Source organism: Bacillus sp. ATD, from assembly GCF_050585765.1.
GTDB lineage: Bacteria > Bacillota > Bacilli > Bacillales > Bacillaceae > Bacillus > Bacillus stercoris.
This window is the reverse complement of the sequence record NZ_JBOBQH010000001.1, coordinates 694,953-717,355: the sequence shown is the minus strand read 5'-3', so window position 1 is coordinate 717,355 and position 22,403 is coordinate 694,953. Positions and strand designations below refer to the sequence as shown.

The 22,403-nt window shown below is 47.5% G+C and carries 23 protein-coding genes; 8 read left to right on the top strand and 15 right to left on the bottom strand.

Annotation, left to right across the window (positions count from 1 at the left end; genetic code table 11):
- Positions 1-100: 100 nt before the first annotated feature.
- From thrB to cotNH, 4 genes are all read right to left on the bottom strand, one after another.
- Positions 101-1,030 carry a homoserine kinase gene (gene thrB / locus ACQXR1_RS03635; protein ID WP_014665240.1) on the bottom strand — a complete coding sequence of 310 codons (930 nt, stop codon included), beginning with the start codon at positions 1,028-1,030 and terminating at the stop codon, positions 101-103.
- Positions 1,027-2,085 (bottom strand): threonine synthase, encoded by a 1,059-nt coding sequence (gene thrC / locus ACQXR1_RS03630; RefSeq protein WP_103032348.1) that lies wholly within the window; start codon positions 2,083-2,085, stop codon positions 1,027-1,029. Before thrC ends, thrB begins: the two co-directional genes overlap by 4 nt.
- The gene (locus ACQXR1_RS03625; protein WP_014477878.1) at positions 2,085-3,386 is read right to left on the bottom strand and encodes a homoserine dehydrogenase; all 1,302 of its coding nucleotides are present in this window, start codon (positions 3,384-3,386) and stop codon (positions 2,085-2,087) included. Before ACQXR1_RS03625 ends, thrC begins: the two co-directional genes overlap by 1 nt.
- A 200-nt stretch (positions 3,387-3,586) precedes the next feature.
- Positions 3,587-4,606, bottom strand: a complete 1,020-nt coding sequence (gene cotNH, locus ACQXR1_RS03620; RefSeq protein ID WP_014665243.1) for a spore coat-associated protein CotNH — start codon at positions 4,604-4,606, stop codon at positions 3,587-3,589.
- 152 nt (positions 4,607-4,758) lie between these two features.
- Between cotNH and ACQXR1_RS03615 the strand changes: the two genes are divergently transcribed.
- A complete protein-coding gene (locus tag ACQXR1_RS03615; RefSeq protein WP_003243814.1) occupies positions 4,759-5,259 on the top strand; it encodes a phosphatidylglycerophosphatase A family protein in 501 nt (166 codons plus the stop codon).
- Positions 5,260-5,285: 26 nt separating this feature from the next.
- On the opposite strand, the gene nucF is transcribed toward ACQXR1_RS03615, so the two are convergent.
- The 3 genes from nucF to ACQXR1_RS03600 are packed head-to-tail and all read right to left on the bottom strand — an operon-like array spanning position 5,286 to position 6,818.
- On the bottom strand, positions 5,286-6,056 hold the full coding sequence (nucF, locus tag ACQXR1_RS03610) for a 5' nucleotidase NucF (protein WP_071580815.1): 771 nt from the start codon (positions 6,054-6,056) through the stop codon (positions 5,286-5,288).
- Between the two features lie 28 nt (positions 6,057-6,084).
- Entirely contained in the window at positions 6,085-6,519 is a 435-nt protein-coding gene (locus tag ACQXR1_RS03605) for a DUF86 domain-containing protein (RefSeq protein WP_014665245.1), read from the bottom strand.
- 23 nt (positions 6,520-6,542) lie between these two features.
- On the bottom strand, positions 6,543-6,818 hold the full coding sequence (locus tag ACQXR1_RS03600) for a YutD family protein (RefSeq protein WP_003228682.1): 276 nt from the start codon (positions 6,816-6,818) through the stop codon (positions 6,543-6,545).
- Positions 6,819-6,931: 113 nt separating this feature from the next.
- On the opposite strand from ACQXR1_RS03600, the gene ACQXR1_RS03595 reads away from it, so the two are divergent.
- Positions 6,932-7,564, top strand: coding sequence for a YhcN/YlaJ family sporulation lipoprotein (locus ACQXR1_RS03595; protein WP_430771742.1), 633 nt, complete (start codon positions 6,932-6,934; stop codon positions 7,562-7,564).
- 15 nt (positions 7,565-7,579) lie between these two features.
- On the opposite strand, the gene lipA is transcribed toward ACQXR1_RS03595, so the two are convergent.
- Positions 7,580-8,476, bottom strand: coding sequence for a lipoyl synthase (lipA, locus tag ACQXR1_RS03590; RefSeq protein WP_003222888.1), 897 nt, complete (start codon positions 8,474-8,476; stop codon positions 7,580-7,582).
- A gap of 234 nt (positions 8,477-8,710) precedes the next feature.
- Here lipA and lytH point away from each other — a divergent pair, with 234 nt between their 5' ends.
- Positions 8,711-9,691, top strand: coding sequence for an L-Ala--D-Glu endopeptidase (gene lytH / locus ACQXR1_RS03585; protein WP_430771741.1), 981 nt, complete (start codon positions 8,711-8,713; stop codon positions 9,689-9,691).
- A gap of 27 nt (positions 9,692-9,718) precedes the next feature.
- Here the strand turns inward: lytH and yunB are convergent, their stop codons facing one another.
- The 7 genes from yunB to ACQXR1_RS03550 form a co-directional block, all read right to left on the bottom strand.
- On the bottom strand, positions 9,719-10,486 hold the full coding sequence (gene yunB, locus ACQXR1_RS03580) for a sporulation protein YunB (RefSeq protein ID WP_430771740.1): 768 nt from the start codon (positions 10,484-10,486) through the stop codon (positions 9,719-9,721).
- 72 nt (positions 10,487-10,558) lie between these two features.
- On the bottom strand, positions 10,559-10,864 hold the full coding sequence (locus ACQXR1_RS03575) for a YunC family protein (protein ID WP_015251300.1): 306 nt from the start codon (positions 10,862-10,864) through the stop codon (positions 10,559-10,561).
- 64 nt (positions 10,865-10,928) lie between these two features.
- The gene (locus tag ACQXR1_RS03570) at positions 10,929-12,317 is read right to left on the bottom strand and encodes a bifunctional metallophosphatase/5'-nucleotidase (protein WP_430771739.1); all 1,389 of its coding nucleotides are present in this window, start codon (positions 12,315-12,317) and stop codon (positions 10,929-10,931) included.
- Between the two features lie 19 nt (positions 12,318-12,336).
- The gene (locus ACQXR1_RS03565) at positions 12,337-13,158 is read right to left on the bottom strand and encodes a sulfite exporter TauE/SafE family protein (protein ID WP_014665251.1); all 822 of its coding nucleotides are present in this window, start codon (positions 13,156-13,158) and stop codon (positions 12,337-12,339) included.
- A gap of 17 nt (positions 13,159-13,175) precedes the next feature.
- Positions 13,176-14,024: a DUF72 domain-containing protein gene (locus tag ACQXR1_RS03560; RefSeq protein ID WP_069840307.1), complete on the bottom strand. Its 849-nt coding sequence runs from the start codon at positions 14,022-14,024 to the stop codon at positions 13,176-13,178.
- Positions 14,025-14,061: 37 nt separating this feature from the next.
- Positions 14,062-14,409, bottom strand: coding sequence for a YunG family protein (locus tag ACQXR1_RS03555; protein WP_040081928.1), 348 nt, complete (start codon positions 14,407-14,409; stop codon positions 14,062-14,064).
- 96 nt (positions 14,410-14,505) lie between these two features.
- Positions 14,506-15,846 carry an allantoinase gene (locus ACQXR1_RS03550; RefSeq protein WP_430771738.1) on the bottom strand — a complete coding sequence of 447 codons (1,341 nt, stop codon included), beginning with the start codon at positions 15,844-15,846 and terminating at the stop codon, positions 14,506-14,508.
- Positions 15,847-16,020: 174 nt separating this feature from the next.
- On the opposite strand from ACQXR1_RS03550, the gene pucR reads away from it, so the two are divergent.
- The 5 genes from pucR (at position 16,021) to uraH (ending at position 22,249) form a co-directional block, all read left to right on the top strand.
- The gene (gene pucR / locus ACQXR1_RS03545) at positions 16,021-17,616 is read left to right on the top strand and encodes a purine catabolism transcriptional regulator PucR (RefSeq protein ID WP_430771737.1); all 1,596 of its coding nucleotides are present in this window, start codon (positions 16,021-16,023) and stop codon (positions 17,614-17,616) included.
- Positions 17,617-17,760: 144 nt separating this feature from the next.
- The gene (gene pucJ, locus ACQXR1_RS03540) at positions 17,761-19,110 is read left to right on the top strand and encodes a uric acid permease PucJ (RefSeq protein WP_430771736.1); all 1,350 of its coding nucleotides are present in this window, start codon (positions 17,761-17,763) and stop codon (positions 19,108-19,110) included.
- A gap of 5 nt (positions 19,111-19,115) precedes the next feature.
- Complete coding sequence (pucK, locus tag ACQXR1_RS03535; RefSeq protein WP_430771735.1) at positions 19,116-20,408, top strand: uric acid permease PucK; 1,293 nt, start codon at positions 19,116-19,118, stop codon at positions 20,406-20,408.
- A 12-nt stretch (positions 20,409-20,420) separates the two neighbouring features.
- Positions 20,421-21,905, top strand: a complete 1,485-nt coding sequence (pucL, locus tag ACQXR1_RS03530; protein WP_430771734.1) for a factor-independent urate hydroxylase — start codon at positions 20,421-20,423, stop codon at positions 21,903-21,905.
- Positions 21,905-22,249, top strand: a complete 345-nt coding sequence (gene uraH, locus ACQXR1_RS03525; protein WP_148343152.1) for a hydroxyisourate hydrolase — start codon at positions 21,905-21,907, stop codon at positions 22,247-22,249. Before pucL ends, uraH begins: the two co-directional genes overlap by 1 nt.
- Positions 22,250-22,403 lie beyond the last annotated feature (154 nt).

The following is a 22,403-nucleotide window of genomic DNA, read 5'->3' as shown; positions in this document are numbered from 1 at the left end:
CTCCTCCTTTTTACATGTATTTCGTTTTCCTAAATAAAAACTCCTTTATCTCCAGCAAAAAAAGCGCCCTCAGCTGAGGCTGAGTGACGCTTGGCATGATCTATACACTTTTTACTTGGTATAAAGGGTTTCGCTCTATTATACTTCCCTCTTTCGGAACGGTCAAAGCGTCCACTTCACAATGAGGGAAATGAAGCGCGAGCTGTTCCTTCAGCTCTTCTCCCTTTCCTTTTTCGGTCATGACGAGAATCGTCGGGCCTGCCCCGCTGAGAGCCGTTCCATATGCGCCCTTCATCTCGGCGACGTGTTCTACTTTAGACAGCTCAGGCACTAGCATCGCCCGGTACGGCTGATGAAATATATCCTTTTTCATCATTTTCCCGACGAGCGGCCAATCCTTGGACATGATCGCAGCAATGAGCATATTGCTGACAGCACTTGCTTTTACGGCATCGGCATATGGAAACTCCTTCGGAAGCACGTCTCTTGCGTCTCTTGTCAGCACTTCGTAAAAAGGAATGACAACGACAACGTCAATGTCGGCATCCGGGACGCGGATCATTTGGGTCTCGTCATCCTCATGCAGGCCGATCACAAGTCCGCCAACGAGAGACGCGCCAGCATTGTCCGGGTGTCCTTCTTCTAGACTGGCTACATGCAGCTTGTCCGCTTCAGACAGCTTTAGGCCGCATAATTCATCAGCCAGTTCAATGGCCGCTACAATCGCCGCGGCGCTGCTGCCAAGGCCGCGTGCAAGAGGGATGTCGCTCCACACCTTCACATGGACAGGGGGCATTTCTTTTCCGTATAAATCTGCGGTCCGTTTAGCCACTTGATAGATCAGGTTATCTGTACCCGCCGGAATTCCGGCGACTGTTTCTGTTTCAGCTTCAAATGACCATTTGTCGCTTTCAAAGACGGTCAGCTTCAAATACCTGCTAAGCGCCATTCCGACTGAATCAAAGCCGGGGCCCAGGTTAGCCGTGCTTCCGGGAACAGTGACAGAGAACAGCATGTCGGCTTCGTTCATACACGGGCTGCTCCTTTTATATATTCGAGGATGCTTTCTTCATCAGTCGGCAATGTGACGGGCTTGATTTCGGAAATGTCGACCGCTGTGTTCGGATCTTTCAGTCCGTTTCCTGTTAACACAGCCACGACCTTGCTGCCTTTCGGAATTTCCCCGGATTTCACCTGTTTCAGCACTCCTGCGATAGACGCGCAAGAACCTGGTTCTGCAAACACGCCTTCTTCACGGGCAATCAGCTGATAGGCGTGAAGGATTTCATCATCAGTGACTTCGTCAATTTTCCCATTGGATTCCTCGGCTGCCTTTACCGCTTTGTCCCAGCTTGCCGGGTTTCCAATCCGAATGGCCGTCGCTATTGTTTCCGGATTTTCAATCACTTCATTGCGCACAATTGCCGCAGCGCCCTCCGCTTCAAAGCCGCGCATTTTTGGAAGGCCTGTGCCGTTTTTCTCATGATATTCCTTGAAGCCTTTCCAGTACGCAGTGATATTTCCCGCGTTTCCAACTGGGATCGCTAACACATCCGGCGCTTCCCCCAGCTGTTCGCACACTTCGAAGGCAGCAGTTTTTTGGCCTTCAATGCGGTAAGGGTTGACTGAGTTGACAAGGGCAATCGGTGATTTCTCACAGATGGAACGGACAATTTTAAGCGCGTCGTCAAAGTTTCCGTCAATTGCGATAATCTCGGCTCCGTACATGACTGCTTGAGCGAGTTTTCCAAACGCAATTTTTCCGTTCGGGATAATGACGATGCATTTCATGTTAGCGCGGGCTGCATAGGCTGCCGCAGCAGCGGAAGTGTTACCTGTTGACGCGCACATAATTGTGTCATTGCCTTCTTCTTTTGCCTTCGCTACAGCCATAACCATTCCGCGATCTTTAAATGATCCAGTAGGATTGACGCCCTCCGTTTTGACATGAAGCTCAATTCCGAGCTGCTCAGACAGCTTCGGCAGGTGAATAAGAGGCGTGTTTCCTTCATGTAAAGTAAGCGCCGGTGTTTGATCTGTTACAGGTAAAAATTCTTTATATTGATGGATAAGTCCTTTCCACATTAGCTCCAACCGTTCCCTTCTACACGATATGTGCTTTTGACTTCTTGAACGACTTCCAAATCATTTAGGTTTTGCAGGATATCACTGAAATCAGCTTCTGATGTATGGTGTGTGACAATTACGATTTCTGCTAACTCATCATGGCCTTTAATTGGCAGCTGAAGAATTTTCTCAAAGCTCACGCCCCGTTCTGAGAACACAGACGTAATTTTCGAGAATGAACCAACCTCATCTTTTACATGAATTCTTAAAAACTGCTGTGCGTAAATGTCAGACGGCGATTTCATGTTTTTCTCATATTGCGGCCCGACAAAGCTATTGCCGGTTACGCCGAGGCGCATATTTTTCATGACAGCGACAAGGTCAGAAACAACGGAGGTCGCTGTCGGCATGCTTCCGGCTCCCGGTCCGTAGAACATCGTCTCACCGACAGCCTCGCCGTATACATAAACGGCGTTAAACTCATTATGAACAGCAGAAAGCGGATGGTGGTCAGGAAGCAGTGTCGGCTGTACGCTGACTTCGATTTTGCTGCCGTCACGCTGGGCAATCCCGATCAGCTTCATTGTATAGCCGAGACGTTTGCTGAAGCTGATGTCCTCGTCTGTAATCTGGGAGATCCCCTTTACCTTAACGTCTTCCAAATCTACGTTCATCGAGAAGCCGAGGCGCGCCAATATCGCCATTTTCCGTGCGGCGTCAAGCCCTTCCACGTCTGAAGTCGGATCAGCTTCGGCAAAACCGAGATCCTGGGCTTCCTTGAGCACTTCCTCGTAAGGGCTTTTCTCTTTGATCATTTTTGTTAAGATAAAGTTCGTTGTGCCGTTCACAATTCCCATCATTTTTGTAATCCGGTCTGATGAGAGGCCTTCCTCTAAGGTGCGCAGAATCGGAATCCCGCCGGCAACACTGGCTTCAAAGTAGATATCGCATCCATTTTCCTTCGCTTCAGCAAGCAGCTCGGAGCCGTACACAGCCATTAAGTCCTTGTTTGCTGTGACAACATGCTTTTTCGATCTCAGCGCGTCGACCAAATATTGTTTTGTCTGCTCAACTCCGCCGATCACCTCGATAACAACATCAACATCCGGGTCATCAATGACATCATATACTTCTGTCGTAAGCACTTCTTTCGGCAAATCTACTTCTCTCTTTTTCTCAATATCTTTTACAAGCACTTTTTTTATCGTAACCGGACAGCCGACCTGATGCATAAGCTTATCCTGATGATCTTGAATAATTTTAACGACACCGCTTCCCACGGTACCTAAACCTAAAAGCCCTACACGAATCGCTTTCAAAAAAACTCCACCTTTCTTTTGATTGTCCTCTTGAAAAAGACAATTGTTAACTCAACACAGACATATAAGTTACAAACATTATATAAGCCCGCTTCTGTTTTGACAAGACAGCGATAGGCTGAATTTTTCGAATGTAAACGCTTAACACATTGATACGACAAGATTCTTTATTTTCTAATTATTTTTGTCAGATTTTCTCCTCACCCTGAGCTGCCTTTGCCGAGCCAGCTGACGCGGGGAACAAACAGCTTCTGCGCCCGCATATTCATGAATTCCTGCGCTGTATTGAGAAATTGTTCATAACGCTCACAGTCATTAAGAATAAAGTCAAGCTGTTCTTCAAAATAATGCTTTTCTGATTCTGAAGACATGTAATAGCTTTCCACAATTTCAAAATAATGAAGCGGAAAAAGCAGACGACTGTATAAAAGGCGTTTCGAAAACGAAGACAGCGGTGTGACTTGCTCGTATTCCTGCAAAAAGAGAAAGCCCTGCTGTTGAAAATCTTGTCTGTGATGCAAAAACGTATGTCTCATATATTCAGCCATATCACGGGAAGCGTGGTCAAACACCCAATCCGCCGGAATCCTGATCAGTGATTCGGGTGACCATGTATGCCTTTCCATCCGCTGATGGCATATCGTTCCTGAATCAGCGGCTTGGGGCTTGTCATCCAGCTCCGTGTCCACTAAATATTGGATCGCGTTTTCTGACAGTCCTAAATAATATGGAAATGACTCGATCATTTTTTTATCGAATGGCTCGTGAGGAGGGCTATGAACCTTTCGCTGCCAAAACACCTCCAGCTGATCAATGCGTTTTCCCCACAGATCCTTCCACTGGCCGATTCTTCCGGCTGCCTTCACCTCATACGGATACCCTCGGCCTTTTCGGTGAAATTCCGCCAGCTCCGCTCCAATGGAGAACGCCCTGTTTGAATAAGGGGGGGCCGCCTTCAGCAGAGCGTACGTTTTTTCTTCATGTTCAAATGTCAGCTCGCCTTCTTTTGTAAAGATAAAAACCGAAACGTATGGGTCACTTTGTTCTTGTAAATACTGACTCATGTAATAAAGCTCCGCCAGCTCTGTATCTGAGAATTGGGAAACGGGGACTATCAGAAAGAATGAATTAGGCGTCTGAAAGCATTGATATGTGTGCTGGTACACGGAGAGCTGCCTGATGTGAATGCCGTATTTTTCTTTTATTGTACCTTTCACCATGATCACCTGCCTGTTGAATTAGGGCTCATCACATCGTAGTCATACAGAGCCGGAATTATGAATACATATTTTAATCCGAACAAGGCGCAAGAAAAAGTCGTAAACTTCTCAAACATTTTGTATAAACTAGTAAAAAAGATTGGGTGAAGCTGATGTCAGAAAACGAACAATTCAGTCAGATGGAAGCTAAAGCAAGAGCACGGATGAAGGAGCGCGGCGTAGAGGTATCAGATATTGCCGAGCTTGTCTTTTTTCTGCAGAAAAAATATCATCCGGATTTAACCATTGATGAATGCACGCTGAACGTCAATCGTGTTCTCGCAAAACGCGAGGTGCAAAACGCGATTTTAACGGGCATTGAATTGGATGTTCTTGCTGAGCAGAAAAAACTGTCTGAACCGCTGCAAACGATGCTGGAAATAGATGAAAGCCTATATGGAGTAGATGAAGTTCTGGCATTTTCCATTGTAAACATTTACGGATCGATCGGGTTTACGAACTACGGTTACATCGACAAAGAAAAACCCGGAATCCTTAAACGATTAAATGATAAATCAACCGGCGAATGCCACACCTTTCTGGATGACATCGTCGGGGCGATTTCCGCCGCGGCCTCAAGCAGGCTCGCACACCGCGCGCGGCACACAGAATAAGGGCACCCTTTTGGGGCGCCCTTTTTTCAAATGTATGGAATCCATTCAGTCAGAGAGTCAATGGCGTGAGTCGGTTTTTCCATTTCGTCTGTCATATGCTCTCTTTTCGTTACGCCCGTGTGAACGAGCAGCGTATCCATACCCGCGTTAATGCCGGCCATAATATCAGTCGCGTAGTTGTCGCCGACCATGAGTGTTTCAGACACTTCTGTGCCGAGAACGCGCATCGCCTGCTCCATAATGATTGACTCCGGCTTGCCGATAAATACAGGCTGTACACCTGTAGATACGGTTAACACAGATGTCAGTGAGCCGTTTCCAGGCAGAAGCCCTCTTTCAGTCGGGATCGCAATATCTCCGTTAGTGGAAATAAAGCGGGCGCCATTTCTGATTGCCAGGCAGCCAACAGCAAATTTTTCGTATGTAATGGAACGGTCGATACCAACAACGACAAAGTCCGCGTTTTCTCCGCCAAATGTCAGGCCGTTTTCTTCAATCGCCTGGCGGATTCCTTCCTCCCCAATCACATATACAGACGCGTCTTTTTTCTGCTGGGCAATATGCTGGGCAGTAGCCATGCTTGTCGTGAAAACCTGCTCTTCTGTTGCCGGAATATCAAAAGACATCAGCTTGTCCGCCACCTGCTTCGGTGTGCGCGAAGAGTTGTTTGTCACGAAAAGATAAGGAACGCCGCGATCTTTCAGCGTTCTGACAAATTCACACGCTTCCTCGATTTTTTCCGTGCCATTGTACATCGTTCCGTCTAAATCAATTAAATACCCTTTATATGTTTTCATTTCCAACACTCCTGTGGCTTTCCAGTTGTTATTTAAACGCGGAAACAGGTCCTAGCTCTGTTTCCAAATAGCTTCTGATCCGTTTCGGGAAGTCTTGAAGGGCTGCTTGATGCGCCTTGATCAGCCTGTAAAGCTCGCCGCTGTCAGCGAGCAGGTACTGTTGAACCAATGTTTTGCGGTAGGCGATCAATTTCTTGAGCTCAGTTCCCTCTTTTTCCGTGACAACTTTTTCATCAACAAGTATGTCCATAATGTCATCATAGCTGCCCGGGTCCCGCATAATAAAACCGTCAATCATGTCATTGCCTGTATCAAGAATGCATTCGATCAACAGATGGCCTATACGCTGAAGCGCCAGTCCCCCGAATTCAGTCTGCCAGTCTGTTTGTGAGTTAAATAGCGCCAGCTGGTGCTCGAAGAACCCCAGTGTTTTCTCTATTTTGTTTCTGTCAACAAAATACATGACAGCATCCCCTTTGTGTATATTTATTTTCTGATCCGTTTCAAGACAAAATACGCACAGCCGAAATTGCAGTATTCGTAAATATATTCATCTAATGTGCTGATTTTCGTTTCGAAGGTTGCCTTTTGATTCTGGTCGTCAAAGAAGCCCTTGAGCCTAAGCTGACCGTATCCCCAGTCTCCCACAATATAATCGTATTTATTTAATATATCGGAGTAGCGGGCTTTAAAAGCCTCTTCGTTGAAGCCGTCTTTGAAATTGTGCACCAATTCAAATTCGGCATTTTGAATAAGAATCATGATTTCACCTCTTTTTCACTCATTCCTATCATAATTCATTGCCCCGTCCCCATCAATTGCTAAAGAATAAATCATGCGATTTGGCTACCCTACACATGAGGAGGGATTGATAAATGAAACGAACTGCCATCAGCCTCTGCCTGCTGACCGGACTTTTATCCGGATGCGGAGGCGCAGGATTGGATAATGCCGAGAATGTCCGCAATCAGACACAGAATCAAACCAAACCCATTCATGTGTCGGATCGCAACGAGGCTTTTAACAGGCATGATGAGAACGAACAATTTGGCTATGTCCGCTATCAAAAAGAACAATTTGACGGCGAACAGCAGAAAACGCTGGTGATGAACCGGGAAGAAACCGCTCACATAATATCAAGTTTAACGGTTCAGCTCCCTCATATTCAAGATGCTGCGACATTGGTGACTGACCGAGAAGCGCTTGTCGTATACAAAACCGATTCTAAAAACCGGGAGCTGACCGCCGATCAGGTCAAAAAAACAGCGGCATCTGTCATACCGCGATACTATCATGTGTATATTTCCGATAATCCAAACCATATGCAGTCCATCGAAAATTACAGCAATCTCGGCTCTGGTTCCAGAGATATCAGAGAGATCATGTCGGGGACGATTCAAGAAATGAAAACCTCCCCGCAGGGAAGCCCCGTCTCAGAGAATGAAAATGCCAATGGAGAAACACACCAGGACATGAAAATCGATAGGAATGACAAAAACGCCAGATGATCTGGCGTTTTGGCATTACGCTTGTGCTTGACGCTTTTTAGATGCTTCGTTTACCTGTTCATCCGCATGGTAAGAGGAGCGGACAAGCGGACCGGCTTCGCAATGGCTGAAACCTTTTTGCATCGCGATTTCCTTTAATTCTGCAAATTCATCAGGGTGATAGTATTTTTGGACTTTCAAGTGTTTTTTCGTCGGCTGCAGATATTGGCCGATTGCCATAATATCCACGTTGTTCGCCAAGAGGTCGTCCATTACTTCAATAATCTCTTCTTTGGTTTCGCCAAGTCCAATCATAATACTTGATTTCGTCGGAATGTCAGGCTGCATTTCCTTCGCACGGCGCAAAAATTCCAATGAACGATCGTACGTCGCACGCGCGCGGACTCTTGGCGTCAGGCGTCGAACCGTTTCGATATTGTGATTCAGGATGTCTGGGCGTGTATCCATCAAGGTTTTTAGGTTATCGTAGTTTCCGCCCATATCAGACGGCAGCACCTCAATTGTTGTGAACGGGCTTTTTCTGCGGATTGCACGGACGGTTTCCGCGAAAATGCCTGCCCCGCCGTCTTTCTGATCGTCACGCGCCACAGCCGTAATGACCGCGTGCTTCAGATTCATAAGCGCGACTGAATCCGCTACGCGTTCCGGCTCTTGCAGGTCAAGCTCAGTTGGAAGGCCTGTTTTGACAGCACAGAAACGGCATGCTCTTGTGCAAACAGAACCTAAAATCATAAATGTCGCTGTACGTCTGACCGCCCAGCATTCATGAATATTCGGGCATTTTGCTTCTTCGCATACGGTATGCAGGTTGTTTTCCCGCATGAGTTTTTTGAGCCCTGTATAGTTTTCATTTGTATTTAATTTGATTTTGAGCCATTCGGGCTTTCTGAGGTGTTCGTCTTTCTTTGCCAATTCCCATCATCTCCAATATCCAATATACTCAATTTCTGACACGAAACATTCTGAAAACGAGAAAGGTGCAGGTTTTATTTCTGCAACAAAAATAATGTTTTTCTAACTAAAGAAAGTCTTTTCTTTAGACACTTTAACATAGGAAAAATTTCTCGACAAGGGAAGATGATTACTGACATTTTTAAGCTGGGTTGCTGCAAACTATGTGTATTCAATATGAAAGGAGATTATTTTGTGAAAGTTTTGTTATCCGCTCTTCTTCTCCTTTTGTTTGCCTTTGAGCCTTCTGCGTCTGGAAAAAAGCTTTCAGATCCAGTGCTGTCGAAACGGATGGAATTATATCATAAAATCGAGGCTGTGACGCAGATCCCTTGGTATGCGCTCGCCGCTGTTGATCAATACGAGGAAAATGTGCGGAGCAACCGGAAAGATCTGCCCGACAAGGCGGGAATCATCAGCATCCATATACCCGATGAAATCTGGAGCGGTCCTGAAAACCCAAATCCGAAAGACGATGCGCCGTTAAGCATTAAAGTGTTTGACGGAATCGGAATGGATGGCGATGGAGATGGGAAAGCAGAGGTCAGCAACGATGAAGATATTTTGTATACGTTCAGCCAATACTTGCTGTCGTACGGCACAGATGAGGACAACATCCGCATCGGGCTCTGGCATTATTACCGGCGCGATCAGACAGTGGGGATCATATCTGAATTCATGAAGCTGTTTAAAGCCTACGGCCATATTGACCTGGGCGAGCATGCATTCCCGCTTCCGATCAGAACCGATTACAGCTATCGAAGCACGTGGGGAGATGCCCGCGGCTTCGGAGGAAGACGGATTCATGAAGGTACGGATATCTTTGCCCATTACGGCCTTCCTGTCAAATCCACATGTTACGGCGTAGTTGAAATGAAGGGCTGGAACCGCTTCGGAGGATGGAGAATCGGCATCAGGGACATTAACAATACGTATCATTATTTTGCCCATCTCAATGGGTTTGCCAAAGGTATTAAAACAGGACAAATCGTTGAGCCTGGCCAAGTGATTGGATCAGTCGGTAGCTCCGGATACGGCCCTCCGGGAACCGCCGGGAAGTTCCCGCCGCATCTGCACTATGGCATGTACAAAGACAATGGAAGAACCGAATGGTCATTTGATCCATACCCGCATTTGAGGGCGTGGGAGCGATATGAATACAAAAAAAAGAAGTAACAAAAAGCCGCCTCTTCGACAGGCGGCTTATTTGCTGCTTTTTTCTTTTTTTGAATCATCACCGTCTTCTTCTTTGCTGCTCGGGAGCTGGACAGAAGGAGTGACACCCGAGCCGCCGCTTCCATTATAAAATTGCGGCACTTCGCCCTGCACTGCTTTAATCGATACAGGAACATTATTTGTGACGACAGCGGTTTTGCTGGCAAACGGAATAATGACCTTCACTTTAATTTCGACAAAGATGCTGATATCAATAAGTGCGTTATTTATGCCATACGGCTTGATTTTGGTTTTGACATCTGTAAAAGCGTCACCGATTAAATTGAACCGGACCGGGATTTTCGGCCCGAGGTTTCCAAGAAGGCTGTTGCCGGTTACCTGTCCCAGCGGAATGTTGATCATAATGTTTTCACTGGCGCCGCTGTGTCCGGTATGGGTTTCCATCTCTTTCAGATGAGCCTGAAGCTGCTTTGTCACTTTTGTTTTTACACTGTTTACAACCTGTGTATTAAAATCGATTGTCGTTAAATTTCCGTTTTCATCAGAATTCATTTGAAACATATCTTTCATATTTTCACTGTCAGACATATAGTCCTCAATCGAATCCTGGATCACCTCTGTCGCGATACGCTTCGTTTCCATCTCGCCGATGTCCATTAAAACAGGTTTGATCGAGCCATTGATCATCCAAAGGCTGACCGTTGTTGACAGGATAAAAAAGACAACTGACAGGAGCATCACGTAACGGAAAGGCAAAGGTCCTCTCTTGCGAAAAGGGCCGCGATATCTTGGCAAGAAAATCCCCCCTTACATATCACAATGTATGCTTGTAAGAGAGGACATAGTAATAGCCGGGGCCAATTTATTTTATTTCACCATTTTTAAAAGCGCTTCTCTGCCGCTCATGCCGACTTGAATGCCAAGATCTTCCGCGGCGTACGTGACGGATTCTAAAGGTGCGTCTAACAGCTGGTCAATGGTGCGGACACCAACTGCGCGCCCCGCCACGATGCCACGCTCCTTTAATTTCTCATTCAGCAGCGCCACATCAAGCGCGCCGCACATAATGTATCCGTGATCATTGGCGACGGCCATAAAATTCGTTTTGGGAAGTTTTACTGTCACAGCTGTAAAAGGCTGTCCTTCTATCATGATCGGTGTCAGATTTACCACGTCAACCACTCCCTTCATTCATCACTTTATGATGAAGGGCACAGCTTGTTGTGGGCTGACAGCCTTATTGCGCGAGCTTCCAAGCGAGCAGATCCCGCAAAAATTCCGGCATAAAGTATTCTTTTTCTGCCGCGTCGCGAATCAATGGAAACAGTTTGCCGAGCGTAAACATATCAAGCACCGCAACGGAGTATTGTTTATGTTTTTCAATATCTTCCCCGTTCAGCGTGATGCGGGTGACATGCGTGATCCCGTCATCGAGCCGTTTCGTTTCTATCTCAACGCCGGCATACACCATTTTCCCCATCACTTCTCCGCGGAAGCCAAGTCCTTTGATCCGGAGCTGTTCCATTTGTTCGGAAGCGGCATGGACAATGGTTTCCTTCAGTTCTTCACCCGTCAGGCGGACAGCCACCGGGTTGATCGGATGCGGACAGATGCGGTGCAGATCCAGTTTCGTCACAGGGCCTGCTTTCAGCGGACCGAGAATGACACCTGAATTCACCATACTGATGTCCGTCTCGCACCATTCTTTTAACGCGTACGCCAAAAGCAAAGGCAGCTCTGATTCTTCAAACCACTTCACCTCAGCATCTTGGGCAAGCTCCGCAACGGCATCGGAGAGCTTCTCCTCGGCTTCACGTTCTTTTTCATTAAGAAACGCTTTTGTTTCTGCGGATTCTCCTGTCCATTCCGCCATGTTCTGCACAGACGCTGTTTTGCTGATGATGCTTCGCTGTACACTGTCCACCGTGATTTCTACACAGCCGACATAATGCCCGTATTTCTCAGCACTGGCAAGCAATACCCCGTTCACCACTTGTCCGTCTTCAAGCAAATGATGGGTGTGCGATTCGAGAATGACATCAATCTCAGGTACCGCTTCAGCCACTGCTTGATCATCAAGAATGCCTAAATGCGACAGCAGGACGATGATATCCGCCTGCCCTTTCACTTCCTGAATGGTTTCCTTTACGCTATCAAGGGCATCTGTTACTGTCCATCCCAGCTTGTCGTAAACGGGATAATACGGCACAGTTACGCCTAAGAAAGCAATGGACATACCGTTTTTCAATGATTTGATATGGTAAGGCACCGCCCATGACGGACGGTTCCCGTTTTTATCAAACAGGTTGGAGACGATAACAGGAAATTCAGCATGATCATATAAAGCAGCAAGCTCTTCATGCGGAAGCGTAATCCCTTCGTTATTGCCGATCGCCGCTCCATCAATGTGAAGGCGGTTTAAGAGATCGACATTGGCTTTTCCGAATGTCGCCTCTGTCACGAATTGAAAACGATCAAGATGATCGCCAATATCAAATACGAGCGTCTCTTCGCTGTCTGATTGATGCTCTTTTCTTTTCTGCTCGATATAATCTACAATTTTCGGCCAGTTTTCAAAATGGCTGTGCAAATCATTTGTATGATATAAGCGGAGCTTCTCCTTCATAATATCTCTCCCTAATCGTTCAGCTGAAAATGCCTTCATAAATGAGCTGGCAGCCGATCAAAATCAATACGATCCGCATGATCATAACGATCGTTTTCGTCTGCATTTTTCTGTTGATGGCGGCGCCAAGCTTTCCGCCGAACCAAGCGCCGGGCACAAGCGCGAGGGCGTACAGCCAATTGACGTGCCCGGAAATAATATGTGAGACAGACCCTGTCATAGAAGACAGGAAAATAATAAACATGGATGTTGCGACCGCAACCTTCGGCGGAAACAAAAATAACAGCATCATCGCCGGAACCATCAGTGATCCGCCGCCTATTCCGAAAAGCCCGCCTAAAAAACCGACAACAAAGGCAATGGCAATACCGACAGGGGCCTGATATGAGTACGTATAAGGCTCACCGGCATCATCCTGAAATGTCCGGATAATCCCTTTGTGCGCTTTGTTAATGGGCCGGGCTTTCGCTTTCAGCATTAAGGATAATGAAATCAGAATCATAAAAATGCCAAACCAAACGGAAAATGAGTTTGAATTGAAAAGCTTTGACACATAAGCCCCGATTATGCTGCCGGGACCTGAACCGATAAAGAAAATGAGCCCGCTCTTATAATCAACGATTTTATATTTAATATAAGCCAAAGTTGAAGAAAGACCCGTAAAAATAATGACCAAAAGCGAAGTTCCAATCGCAACCTGCGGCGTCACATCCTGAAACAGCGGCGTCACTGTGCTTAAAAACATCAAAGACGGCACAATGACAATTCCGCCGCCAAGCCCGATCAGACTTCCTACCGTACCTGCGATTAATCCCAGGACGACCAAAATCACAAACGACATCAGTAAAAACCTCTTTTCTAAAATAAATCGAGCTGTCTCGGAGCAAGTCCGCTGTACTCGATATCAAGCAGTTCAAGCATCTGCTTGCCGTTATCCGCCGCGTCACCGCCGGAATTATTGTTGAACAGGACAAAAACATCCTTACATTGCTGCTGCAATTCATTCAGGTGCTTTTTCCAATCCTCCAGCTCCTGTTGGTTGTAGCGGTATAGGTACCTGACCTCGCGCCAGTTTTTCCCGCCGTCAGGCTTCATCCAGCCCTGCTTGTTGCGTCCGTGAAACCTGACGAGCGTTTTGTTTTCATCGGTCGCGCGCAGCACAGTCGGAACGCTGCCTTCTCCGATTTGCGGTTCATCACAAACACTGTGAATCCAGCCTTCCGCTTTCATAAATGAAAGCGTCTGCTCATAAAACGGCGGCGAGAACCATGAACGGTTTCTGAATTCAAGCGCACAAGGAATATCCCCCATTTGGTGCTTGCACCATCTCAAATAGGCGACATTCTCCTTCTTGCAGTCAAACCACGGCGGAAATTGAAACAGCACCATGGCGAGCTTGTTGCTATGTAAATATGGCGTTAAAGACAGCTTAAACGCATCAAACATCTCCTCTTTTGAGTCAAAGGGAATTTCACCGCGCTGATGCCCTGTCATGCCCTGATATGCTTTCACGATAAATTGGAAGGTTTCGGGCGTTTCCTTGACCCACTTTTCATTATTGCGAGCCGGCTGAATCGCATAAAAGCTCGCGTCTAATTCCACGATCGGAAAATGGGAGGAATAGGCCTGCAATTTTTTCTGGCTGGCCGTCTTCGGCGGATAGATGCTGTCATGATCCCCCCATCCCGTCAGTCCAATATAAATCACACTCATTCACCTCTCTTTCAGTTTATCACACGTGTTTTCAGGTTTCCTCGGAAATGCTGTTCATATGGCGGGAAAAAGCAGAACTCAAATGCTGATATTGTTCCTCATTCGTATCTAAAAACGCCTCTTCTCTTGTGGAAGGAATATGCTGATATTCAATAGGCGCCTGAAACTGCTCACTCGTAAAATCGTACACCACACCATTGAAGCTGTTATAAAAATGCCAGCTCTCACCGACTCTTGTTTTCAGAATGGCGCCGCCGAATTGATCCTGAATCACCAGTGCCGTCACACCGCATTGGCCGCATGACGGGCATTCTTCCGTCCATTTAGAGCTCGTATGGCGAGACCAAGATTGCTTAAGTATGTATTTGACATGCTCCACTGCCTCCGCCTCCTTTTAAAAAAGATACCACGTTGATGAAATTTTAAAAACAAGAACGGCAGAAATCAAAAAACCCGGCGGTAAAATCCGCCGGGCTTACGAAGGAACGACCAGCGCTCCGTCAATTCCGCTGACTTTTTCCCCATCATTGTACACGCACCGGCCTTTGCTGTAAGTGGCCGAAATACGGCAGGGAAATGTATGTCCTTCGTAAATGCTTATTTTATGCTTTGCAAACATCGATTCTCTAGTGACAGTGTACGGCTCCATGCTGACGAGCACAAAATCCGCATCACACCCCGCTTCAAGCCGCCCTTTTTTCTGAAGGCCAAATCGTTTTGCAGGGGCCGCCGCTGTCCATTCTGCGATGGTTTCAAACGGAATCTGATGTTCAAGCGCCAGTTCCAGCATGCCTAATAAAGTGAACTGCCCGCCGCTGATTCCGCCCCATGATAAAAACAGATTGTCCTCCCGCTTTAAGGATGGACGGCAAGGGGAATGGTCTGAGGAAACCATGTCAATGTCCCCGGCAATGAGCGCCTCGATCAGCTTCTCTTTTGATTGCCGTGGCCGGAGCGGAGGCGCGCATTTTGCAACAGAGCCCTTTTCCCGTAAATCGTCATGGCTGAACAAGACATAATGCGGGCATGTCTCGACCGAAACATCAAGCCCTTCCTGTTTCGCCTCTCTGATCAGCCGGACCGCTTTCGCCGTGCTGATATGGACAAAATGAACCGGACAGCCTGTCACCTTCGCATACTGAATCGTGCGATACACCGCTTCAGCTTCTGCTTCCTCCGGGCGGGAGGCAGCGTACGCATCCGCATCCACCTTTCCTTTATTGGCCAAAACCATCTGCAAATAGCTTGTGATCGCGTCACTTTCCGCGTGAAGAGCGAGGATTTTTCCCGCATCTGCGATTTCTGCCATACCTTTGAGTAATGTCCGTTCGTCAACAGAGCGGAACTCATCAGTGCCTGACTTTGATAAAAACGCTTTAAACCCGATCGCTCCCGCTTCAGCCATCGGACGGATGTCCTCGATATGGCCAGGCACAAGACCGCCCCATAGCGCAAAATCCACGGCAGATTTTTGCCTGCCCAGCTCAGCTTTTGCGAGAAGATGCTCTGCCGTCACGGTTGATGGAATGCAGTTGAGCGGCATATCAAAAAAGGTGGTGCAGCCGCCTGCGGCCATCATTTGAGAACCTGTTTCAAATCCCTCCCAATCTTCCCTGCCCGGTTCATTAAAATGAACATGGCAGTCTATCGCACCAGGAAACACGTATGTCCCGTCTGCCTGGATGATTTCCGCCCCGCTTGCTTCGATGTCAGAACCTATCTCGACAATGACACCGTTTTGAACTGCAATATCAGTTTCTGTAACGCCATCTGGCGTAACTGCCTTTGCACCTTTTATGACCATATCGTAAGCCATATTGATCCCCCCATGTAAGGATGACGATTTTTCATGTCAGTTTATGTCACACAACCAGTTCTATTTTCAACAGTTTACTGCTACTATGATCGTATTACATCAGCAAAACCGCTAGAATTCCTATTGAAAATTATTCATCTTAACCAATGTTTTTATAGAAAAGGAGAATGCGCTATGAATATTTTTGATGTGATGAAAATACCGGCTTTTGAAAACGCCAATTTAATCGCTGGAAAAGCAGGAGGGGAAAGGGAGGTTCAGCATGTCAACATGATGGACGCTCCGGATATCGCAGACTTTTTGCATAAGAATGAATTGCTCGTCACCACCGCCTATCACCTGAAGGATCACCCGCATCAATTATCTGAACTGATTCGGCAAATGGCAAAACGCGGCTGCGCGGGCCTCGGCATTAAAACAAAGCGCTACTTGGAGGATATCCCGAAAGAAATCATTGAACTGGCCGATTCATACGCTTTTCCGATCATTGAGCTTCCAGAACACATCCGCCTTGGGGATATTGTGAATGCCACACTCAGCCATATTCTCGATATGCGTTCTAACGAGCTGCAGCAAGCCATTTACGCGCATAAAAAATTCACAAACCACATTATGAGCGGAAAGGGGCTGCAATCTCTGCTCAAAAAGGTGTCAGACCTCCTTCAGCTTCCCGTGCTGCTTCTAGACCAGCATGCTAAAATGCTGTCAGCGTCTCATCAAACTTCAGTTGAAACCGAAAAGCTGAAAGGCACCCTGAATACCGTATCCGGGCCATTTTTCACTTGTTTCTCTACAATCTCAGATCAGAAAACATGCTCTGTCCTTCCCATTTATAATCACGAAAAAAACTGCGGCTACCTGCTGATACCGGACATGGTGCAGGCCGGCGACAAAGGATTGATCCTCACGATTGAACAAGCGGCCAACGTCATTTCCTTTGAACTGCTGAAGGAAAATGCGCTGAAGCAGTTCAGCCGGCGGGCGCGCAATGAGTTTTTTAACAATTTTATTGAGCGGTCCTTTTCTTCAGACGACGAAATCAAAAACCGGGCAAAAGAATTCAAGCTGCGCTGGGATCAAAAATACATGTGCATTGCCGGCAAACTCGATCGCAATGACGAATCAATCAGCTTTACAGAAAATCAGCTCGCTTCCGACAGCGTATTCGAATTTCTTGAAGGTGAGTTATCGGCCTTCCCGTTTCCGCCTCACTTCTTTATGAAAGGAAACGTCGGCATTATTCTCATCGAGGCGACAGACAGCTGGAGTGAAATGCACGCCTCGGTGATCAGCTTTTTAGAACAGTTCCAAACACAGGTCAGCACTCAATTTAAACGAACCGTGTCCTTTGGCATCAGCAACATATGCCAAAAGCTCATTGATGTTCCCGACACGTTCACAGAAGCTTCTGATGCTCTGCAATCGGGGCATTTGTCTAGAAGCACCGCATTTATCCAGGTGTATCACGCCAAAGATGTGCCTGAGCTTCTGCGCTTGCTCCCGGTTGAGGATTTGAAGAAATTTTACAACTCCACGCTTCAGAGCCTTGCTGAAAAACAGCAGGAGGATCAAAGCCTTCTTCATACGCTTTCCGTCTATTTAGAGACACACTGCCAAATTTCAGAGACGGCCAAGCGTCTGTACGTTCATCGCAATACGGTCATTTACCGCCTTGAAAAATGCGAAGAGCTGCTTGGAAAAAGCTTAAAAGATCCAGAAACAACGATGCGTTTGCGGCTTGCCTTACGTATGCAGCGGCTGATCAGCTAACGTTTGTCACATTCTCTTACAAAATCAATCACTTTTCGTCACTTTCAGCAATCACACCTGTCTTTTTCGGCTACTGTATCCAATGACACTCCTCAATCGGCACGATATCATGTTACTAAAGTTCACATACGAGGAGGGACTATGGTGAAAAAAAGATCGTTTGCGGTGTTTACGCTTGGCCTGCAGCATGTGCTGGCCATGTATGCAGGTGCGATTTTGGTGCCCCTGCTTGTCGGCAGGGCGCTGAATGTAACAACTGAACAGCTGTCCTACCTATTGGCGATTGACCTGTTAACGTGCGGCGTCGCGACGCTTTTGCAAACCTTGCGCGGAGCATACATCGGCATCGGGCTTCCCGTCATGCTTGGCAGCTCATTTGTGGCCGTCACCCCGATGATTGCAATCGGTGCCAATTACGGCATTCACACGATTTACGGTTCTATCATCGCGGCCGGTGTGTTCATCTTTTTGTTTGCTCGTTTTTTCGGCAAACTGACTGTGTTATTTCCTCCTGTCGTAACAGGTACGGTTGTGACATTGATCGGCCTTTCACTAGTTCCGACAGGTGTGAAAAATATGGCTGGCGGCGAAAAAACAAACGGTAGCGCCAACCCCGAATACGGTTCGCTCGAAAACCTTCTTCTCTCTGTCGGTGTCCTTGTTCTGATCTTAGTCCTCAACCGCTTTCTCAAAGGATTTGCCCGAACACTGTCCGTCCTGATCGGAATCGCCGCCGGAACAGCGGCAGCAGCGATCATGGGCAAAGTCAGCTTTTCTTCTGTTACAGAAGCACCGTTCTTCCAAATCCCGAAGCCTTTTTATTTCGGAGCTCCTGCGTTTGAAATTGGCCCGATCTTAACGATGCTGATCGTCGGAATCGTCATTATTGTGGAATCAACCGGCGTTTACTACGCAATCGGAAAGATATGCGGCAGACCTTTAACTGAAAATGACCTCGTCAAAGGGTATCGCGCGGAGGGAATCGCCATTCTCATCGGCGGGCTGTTCAATGCCTTTCCTTATAATACCTTTGCGCAAAACGCCGGCTTATTGCAGCTGACGAAGGTAAAAACGAGAAACGTCGTGATTACCGCAGGCTTTATCCTTGTCTGTCTCGGACTGATTCCGAAGATTGCTGCCCTTGCTTCTGCCGTTCCTGCTGCTGTGCTTGGCGGCGCAACCGTCGTCATGTTTGGCATGGTGATTGCCTCTGGCGTCAAAATGCTCAGCACAGCGGATCTCACAAATCAATACCACCTCCTGACCATCGCATGCTCAATCGCACTCGGCATCGGCGCCAGCACCGTCCCCGGGATTTTTGCTGAATTCCCCGCTCCGATCAGAATTCTGGTCAGTGACGGCACCATCACTGGCAGCCTGACCGCTATCTTTTTGAATCTATTTTTCAGCTTGCGCGGCAAAAAAGACAAAACAACTCAGAAAACTGAACTTCCGGTATTAGAACATACACTTGCATTAGAAAAAGAGGTGTAAAAAAGATGAAGAAACAGCATAATGCCTTTCAGCTGATGATGCTGGGGCTTCAGCACATGCTCGCCATGTATGCGGGAGCCATTCTCGTGCCGCTGATCGTCGGAGCGGCGATCGGACTGAATGCGGGGCAGCTGACGTATTTAATTGCGATCGATTTGTTCATGTGCGGGGCGGCAACTCTTTTGCAGCTCTGGAGAAACCGGTATTTCGGCATCGGCCTTCCCGTTGTGCTCGGATGCACGTTTACCGCAGTCGGCCCGATGATTTCTATCGGCAGCACTTACGGTGTCCCAGCGATATATGGTGCCATTATCGCCGCAGGGCTGATTGTCGTCTTAGCCGCAGGCTTCTTCGGAAAGCTTGTCCGTTTTTTTCCGCCTGCCGTAACCGGATCAGTCGTCATGATCATCGGTATCAGCCTGATCCCGACGGCAATGAATAACCTGGCCGGAGGTGAAGGAAGCAAAGAATTCGGCTCACTGGACAACGTCCTCCTCGGGTTTGGCGTCACAGCTTTTATCTTATTGCTGTTTTATTTCTTTAAAGGTTTTATCCGTTCCATAGCAATTTTGCTCGGTATGATCGCAGGAACAGCGGCTGCATACTTCATGGGAAAGGTCAATTTCTCTGAGGTCTTGGAGGCATCTTGGCTTCATGTTCCGTCTCTGTTTTATTTCGGACCGCCCGTCTTTGAATGGCCGGCTGTTGTCACGATGCTTCTCGTTGCGCTTGTCAGTCTCGTCGAATCGACTGGTGTTTACTTTGCGCTTGCCGATATCACAAACCGCAGACTGTCGGAGAAGGATCTGGAAAAGGGCTACCGGGCGGAAGGCCTTGCGATTATGCTAGGCGGCTTATTTAACGCGTTTCCCTATACAGCCTTCTCGCAAAATATCGGCATCGTACAGCTTTCAAAGATAAAAAGTGTCCACGTCGTCGCCACCACAGGAATCATGCTGATGGCGATCGGGCTTGTTCCAAAAGCCGCGGCACTGACTACAGTGATCCCCGCCCCAGTGCTCGGCGGCGCAATGATCGTCATGTTCGGCATGGTCATTTCGTACGGGATCAAAATGCTGTCCAGCGTCGACTTCGATTCACAAGGCAACCTGCTGATTATCGCCTCTTCCGTCAGCTTGGGGCTTGGCGCTACAACTGTTCCCGCGCTGTTTTCATCACTTCCGGGCGCCGCATCAGTCTTGGCGGGAAGCGGAATCGTGATCGGCAGTTTGACAGCCATAGCACTGCACGCTTTTTTTCAAGCCAAACAGCCGAATGGCTCAGACATAAAAACGTAAAGGAAGATGCCAATGTTCACAATGGATGACCTGAACCAAATGGACACACAAACAATGACAGACACACTTGGCTCTATTTTTGAACACTCTTCATGGATTGCGGAGAGATCCGCGGCATTACGGCCGTTTTCGTCCCTTTCTGATCTTCACCGCAAAATGACCGGTATTGTAAAAGCCGCGGATCGCGAGACACAGCTTGATGTAATCAATAAGCACCCCCGGCTCGGAACAAAGAAAACAATGAGCAGTGAGTCGATAAAAGAGCAACAGAACGCAGGGCTCAGCAAACTGGAACAGCAGGAATACGAGGAGTTTCTCAAGCTGAACGAACACTATTATGATCGCTTCGGCTTTCCTTTTATTTTAGCGGTAAAGGGAAAGACGAAACAGGACATTCACCAAGCCCTGCTGGAAAGGCTTGAGAACGAACGGGAATCGGAGTTCCAGCAGGCCCTTATAGAAATTTACCGAATCGCCCGCTTTCGCCTGGCTGACATCATCACTGAAAAAGGAGAGACGCAAATGAAAAGAACCATGTCTTATGGCAAAGGAAATGTATTTGCATACCGAACGTTTTTAAAACCGCTCACTGGAGTGAAGCAAATCCCAGAATCATCTTTTACCGGGAGAGACAATACAGTTGTCGGCGTTGATGTGACATGCGAAATTGGCGGAGACGCCTTCCTGCCATCATTTACAGACGGAGACAACACTCTCGTCGTGGCAACGGATTCAATGAAAAACTTTATCCAGCGCCATCTCGCATCCTATGAAGGAACGACAACCGAGGGGTTCCTACACTATGTAGCTCACCGATTTTTAGATACCTATTCTCATATGGACAAGATCACTCTGACTGGCGAAGACATTCCGTTTGAAGCAATGCCTGCATACGAGGAGAAAGAGCTCACCGCAAGCAGCCTTGTCTTCAGAAGATCACGCAATGAACGAAGCCGCTCTGTGCTGAAAGCCGAACGCAGCGGGAATACCATCACGATTACAGAACAATACAGCGAAATCATGGATCTTCAGCTCGTTAAGGTGAGCGGCAACTCCTTCGCCGGCTTCATCCGGGACGAATATACGACTCTTCCCGAAGACGGCAACCGCCCCCTGTTTGTCTATTTAAACATCAGCTGGCAGTATGAAAACACCAATGACGCATATGCTTCTGACCCAGCCCGCTACGTCGCGGCTGAACAAGTCCGCGACTTGGCGAGCACCGTTTTTCACGAGCTCGAAACCCCTTCAATCCAACACTTAATCTATCACATCGGCTGCAGAATATTAGCGAGGTTCCCGCAGCTCACTGATGTCAGCTTCCAATCTCAAAATCACACATGGGATACAGTTGTCGAAGAAATCCCGGGTTCAAAAGGAAAAGTCTACACCGAACCGCGCCCGCCATTCGGCTTCCAGCGCTTTACCGTGACAAGAGAAGACGCCGAGAAAGAAAAACAGAAAACTGCTGAAACCGCAGGGAGCCTGAAAGCCTGATGGGAAAGCTGACCACCCATATTTTAGATTTAACCTGCGGCAAACCGGCGGCGAACGTCAAAATTGAATTGAAGCGGCTGGGCGAAAGTATAATGAAAGAGGTATACACTAACAAGGACGGAAAAGTCGATGTCCCTCTGCTGGCTGCTGAAGAGTTGGTGTCCGGAGAATATGTGATGGAATTTCATGCAGGAGACTATTTTGCGAGTAAAAACACGAACGCAGCCGATCAGCCGTTTTTAACCATCGTCACCGTCCGTTTTCACATTGCAGATCCAGATGCGCATTACCATATCCCGCTTTTGCTGTCGCCGTTTGGTTATCAGGTGTATAGGGGGAGTTAACATGTCAAGCCCGGTCTTCACGACCGGGCACTTTCATTTTTTTCCTGTTATAATCATGAAGACAGTATTCTTCTCACATCTATTGCCATCACTTATCTTCTTTATTTTTTCATTTTTTGAACTCTTTTCAGCCAGCAGCCGTATATAGTAACGA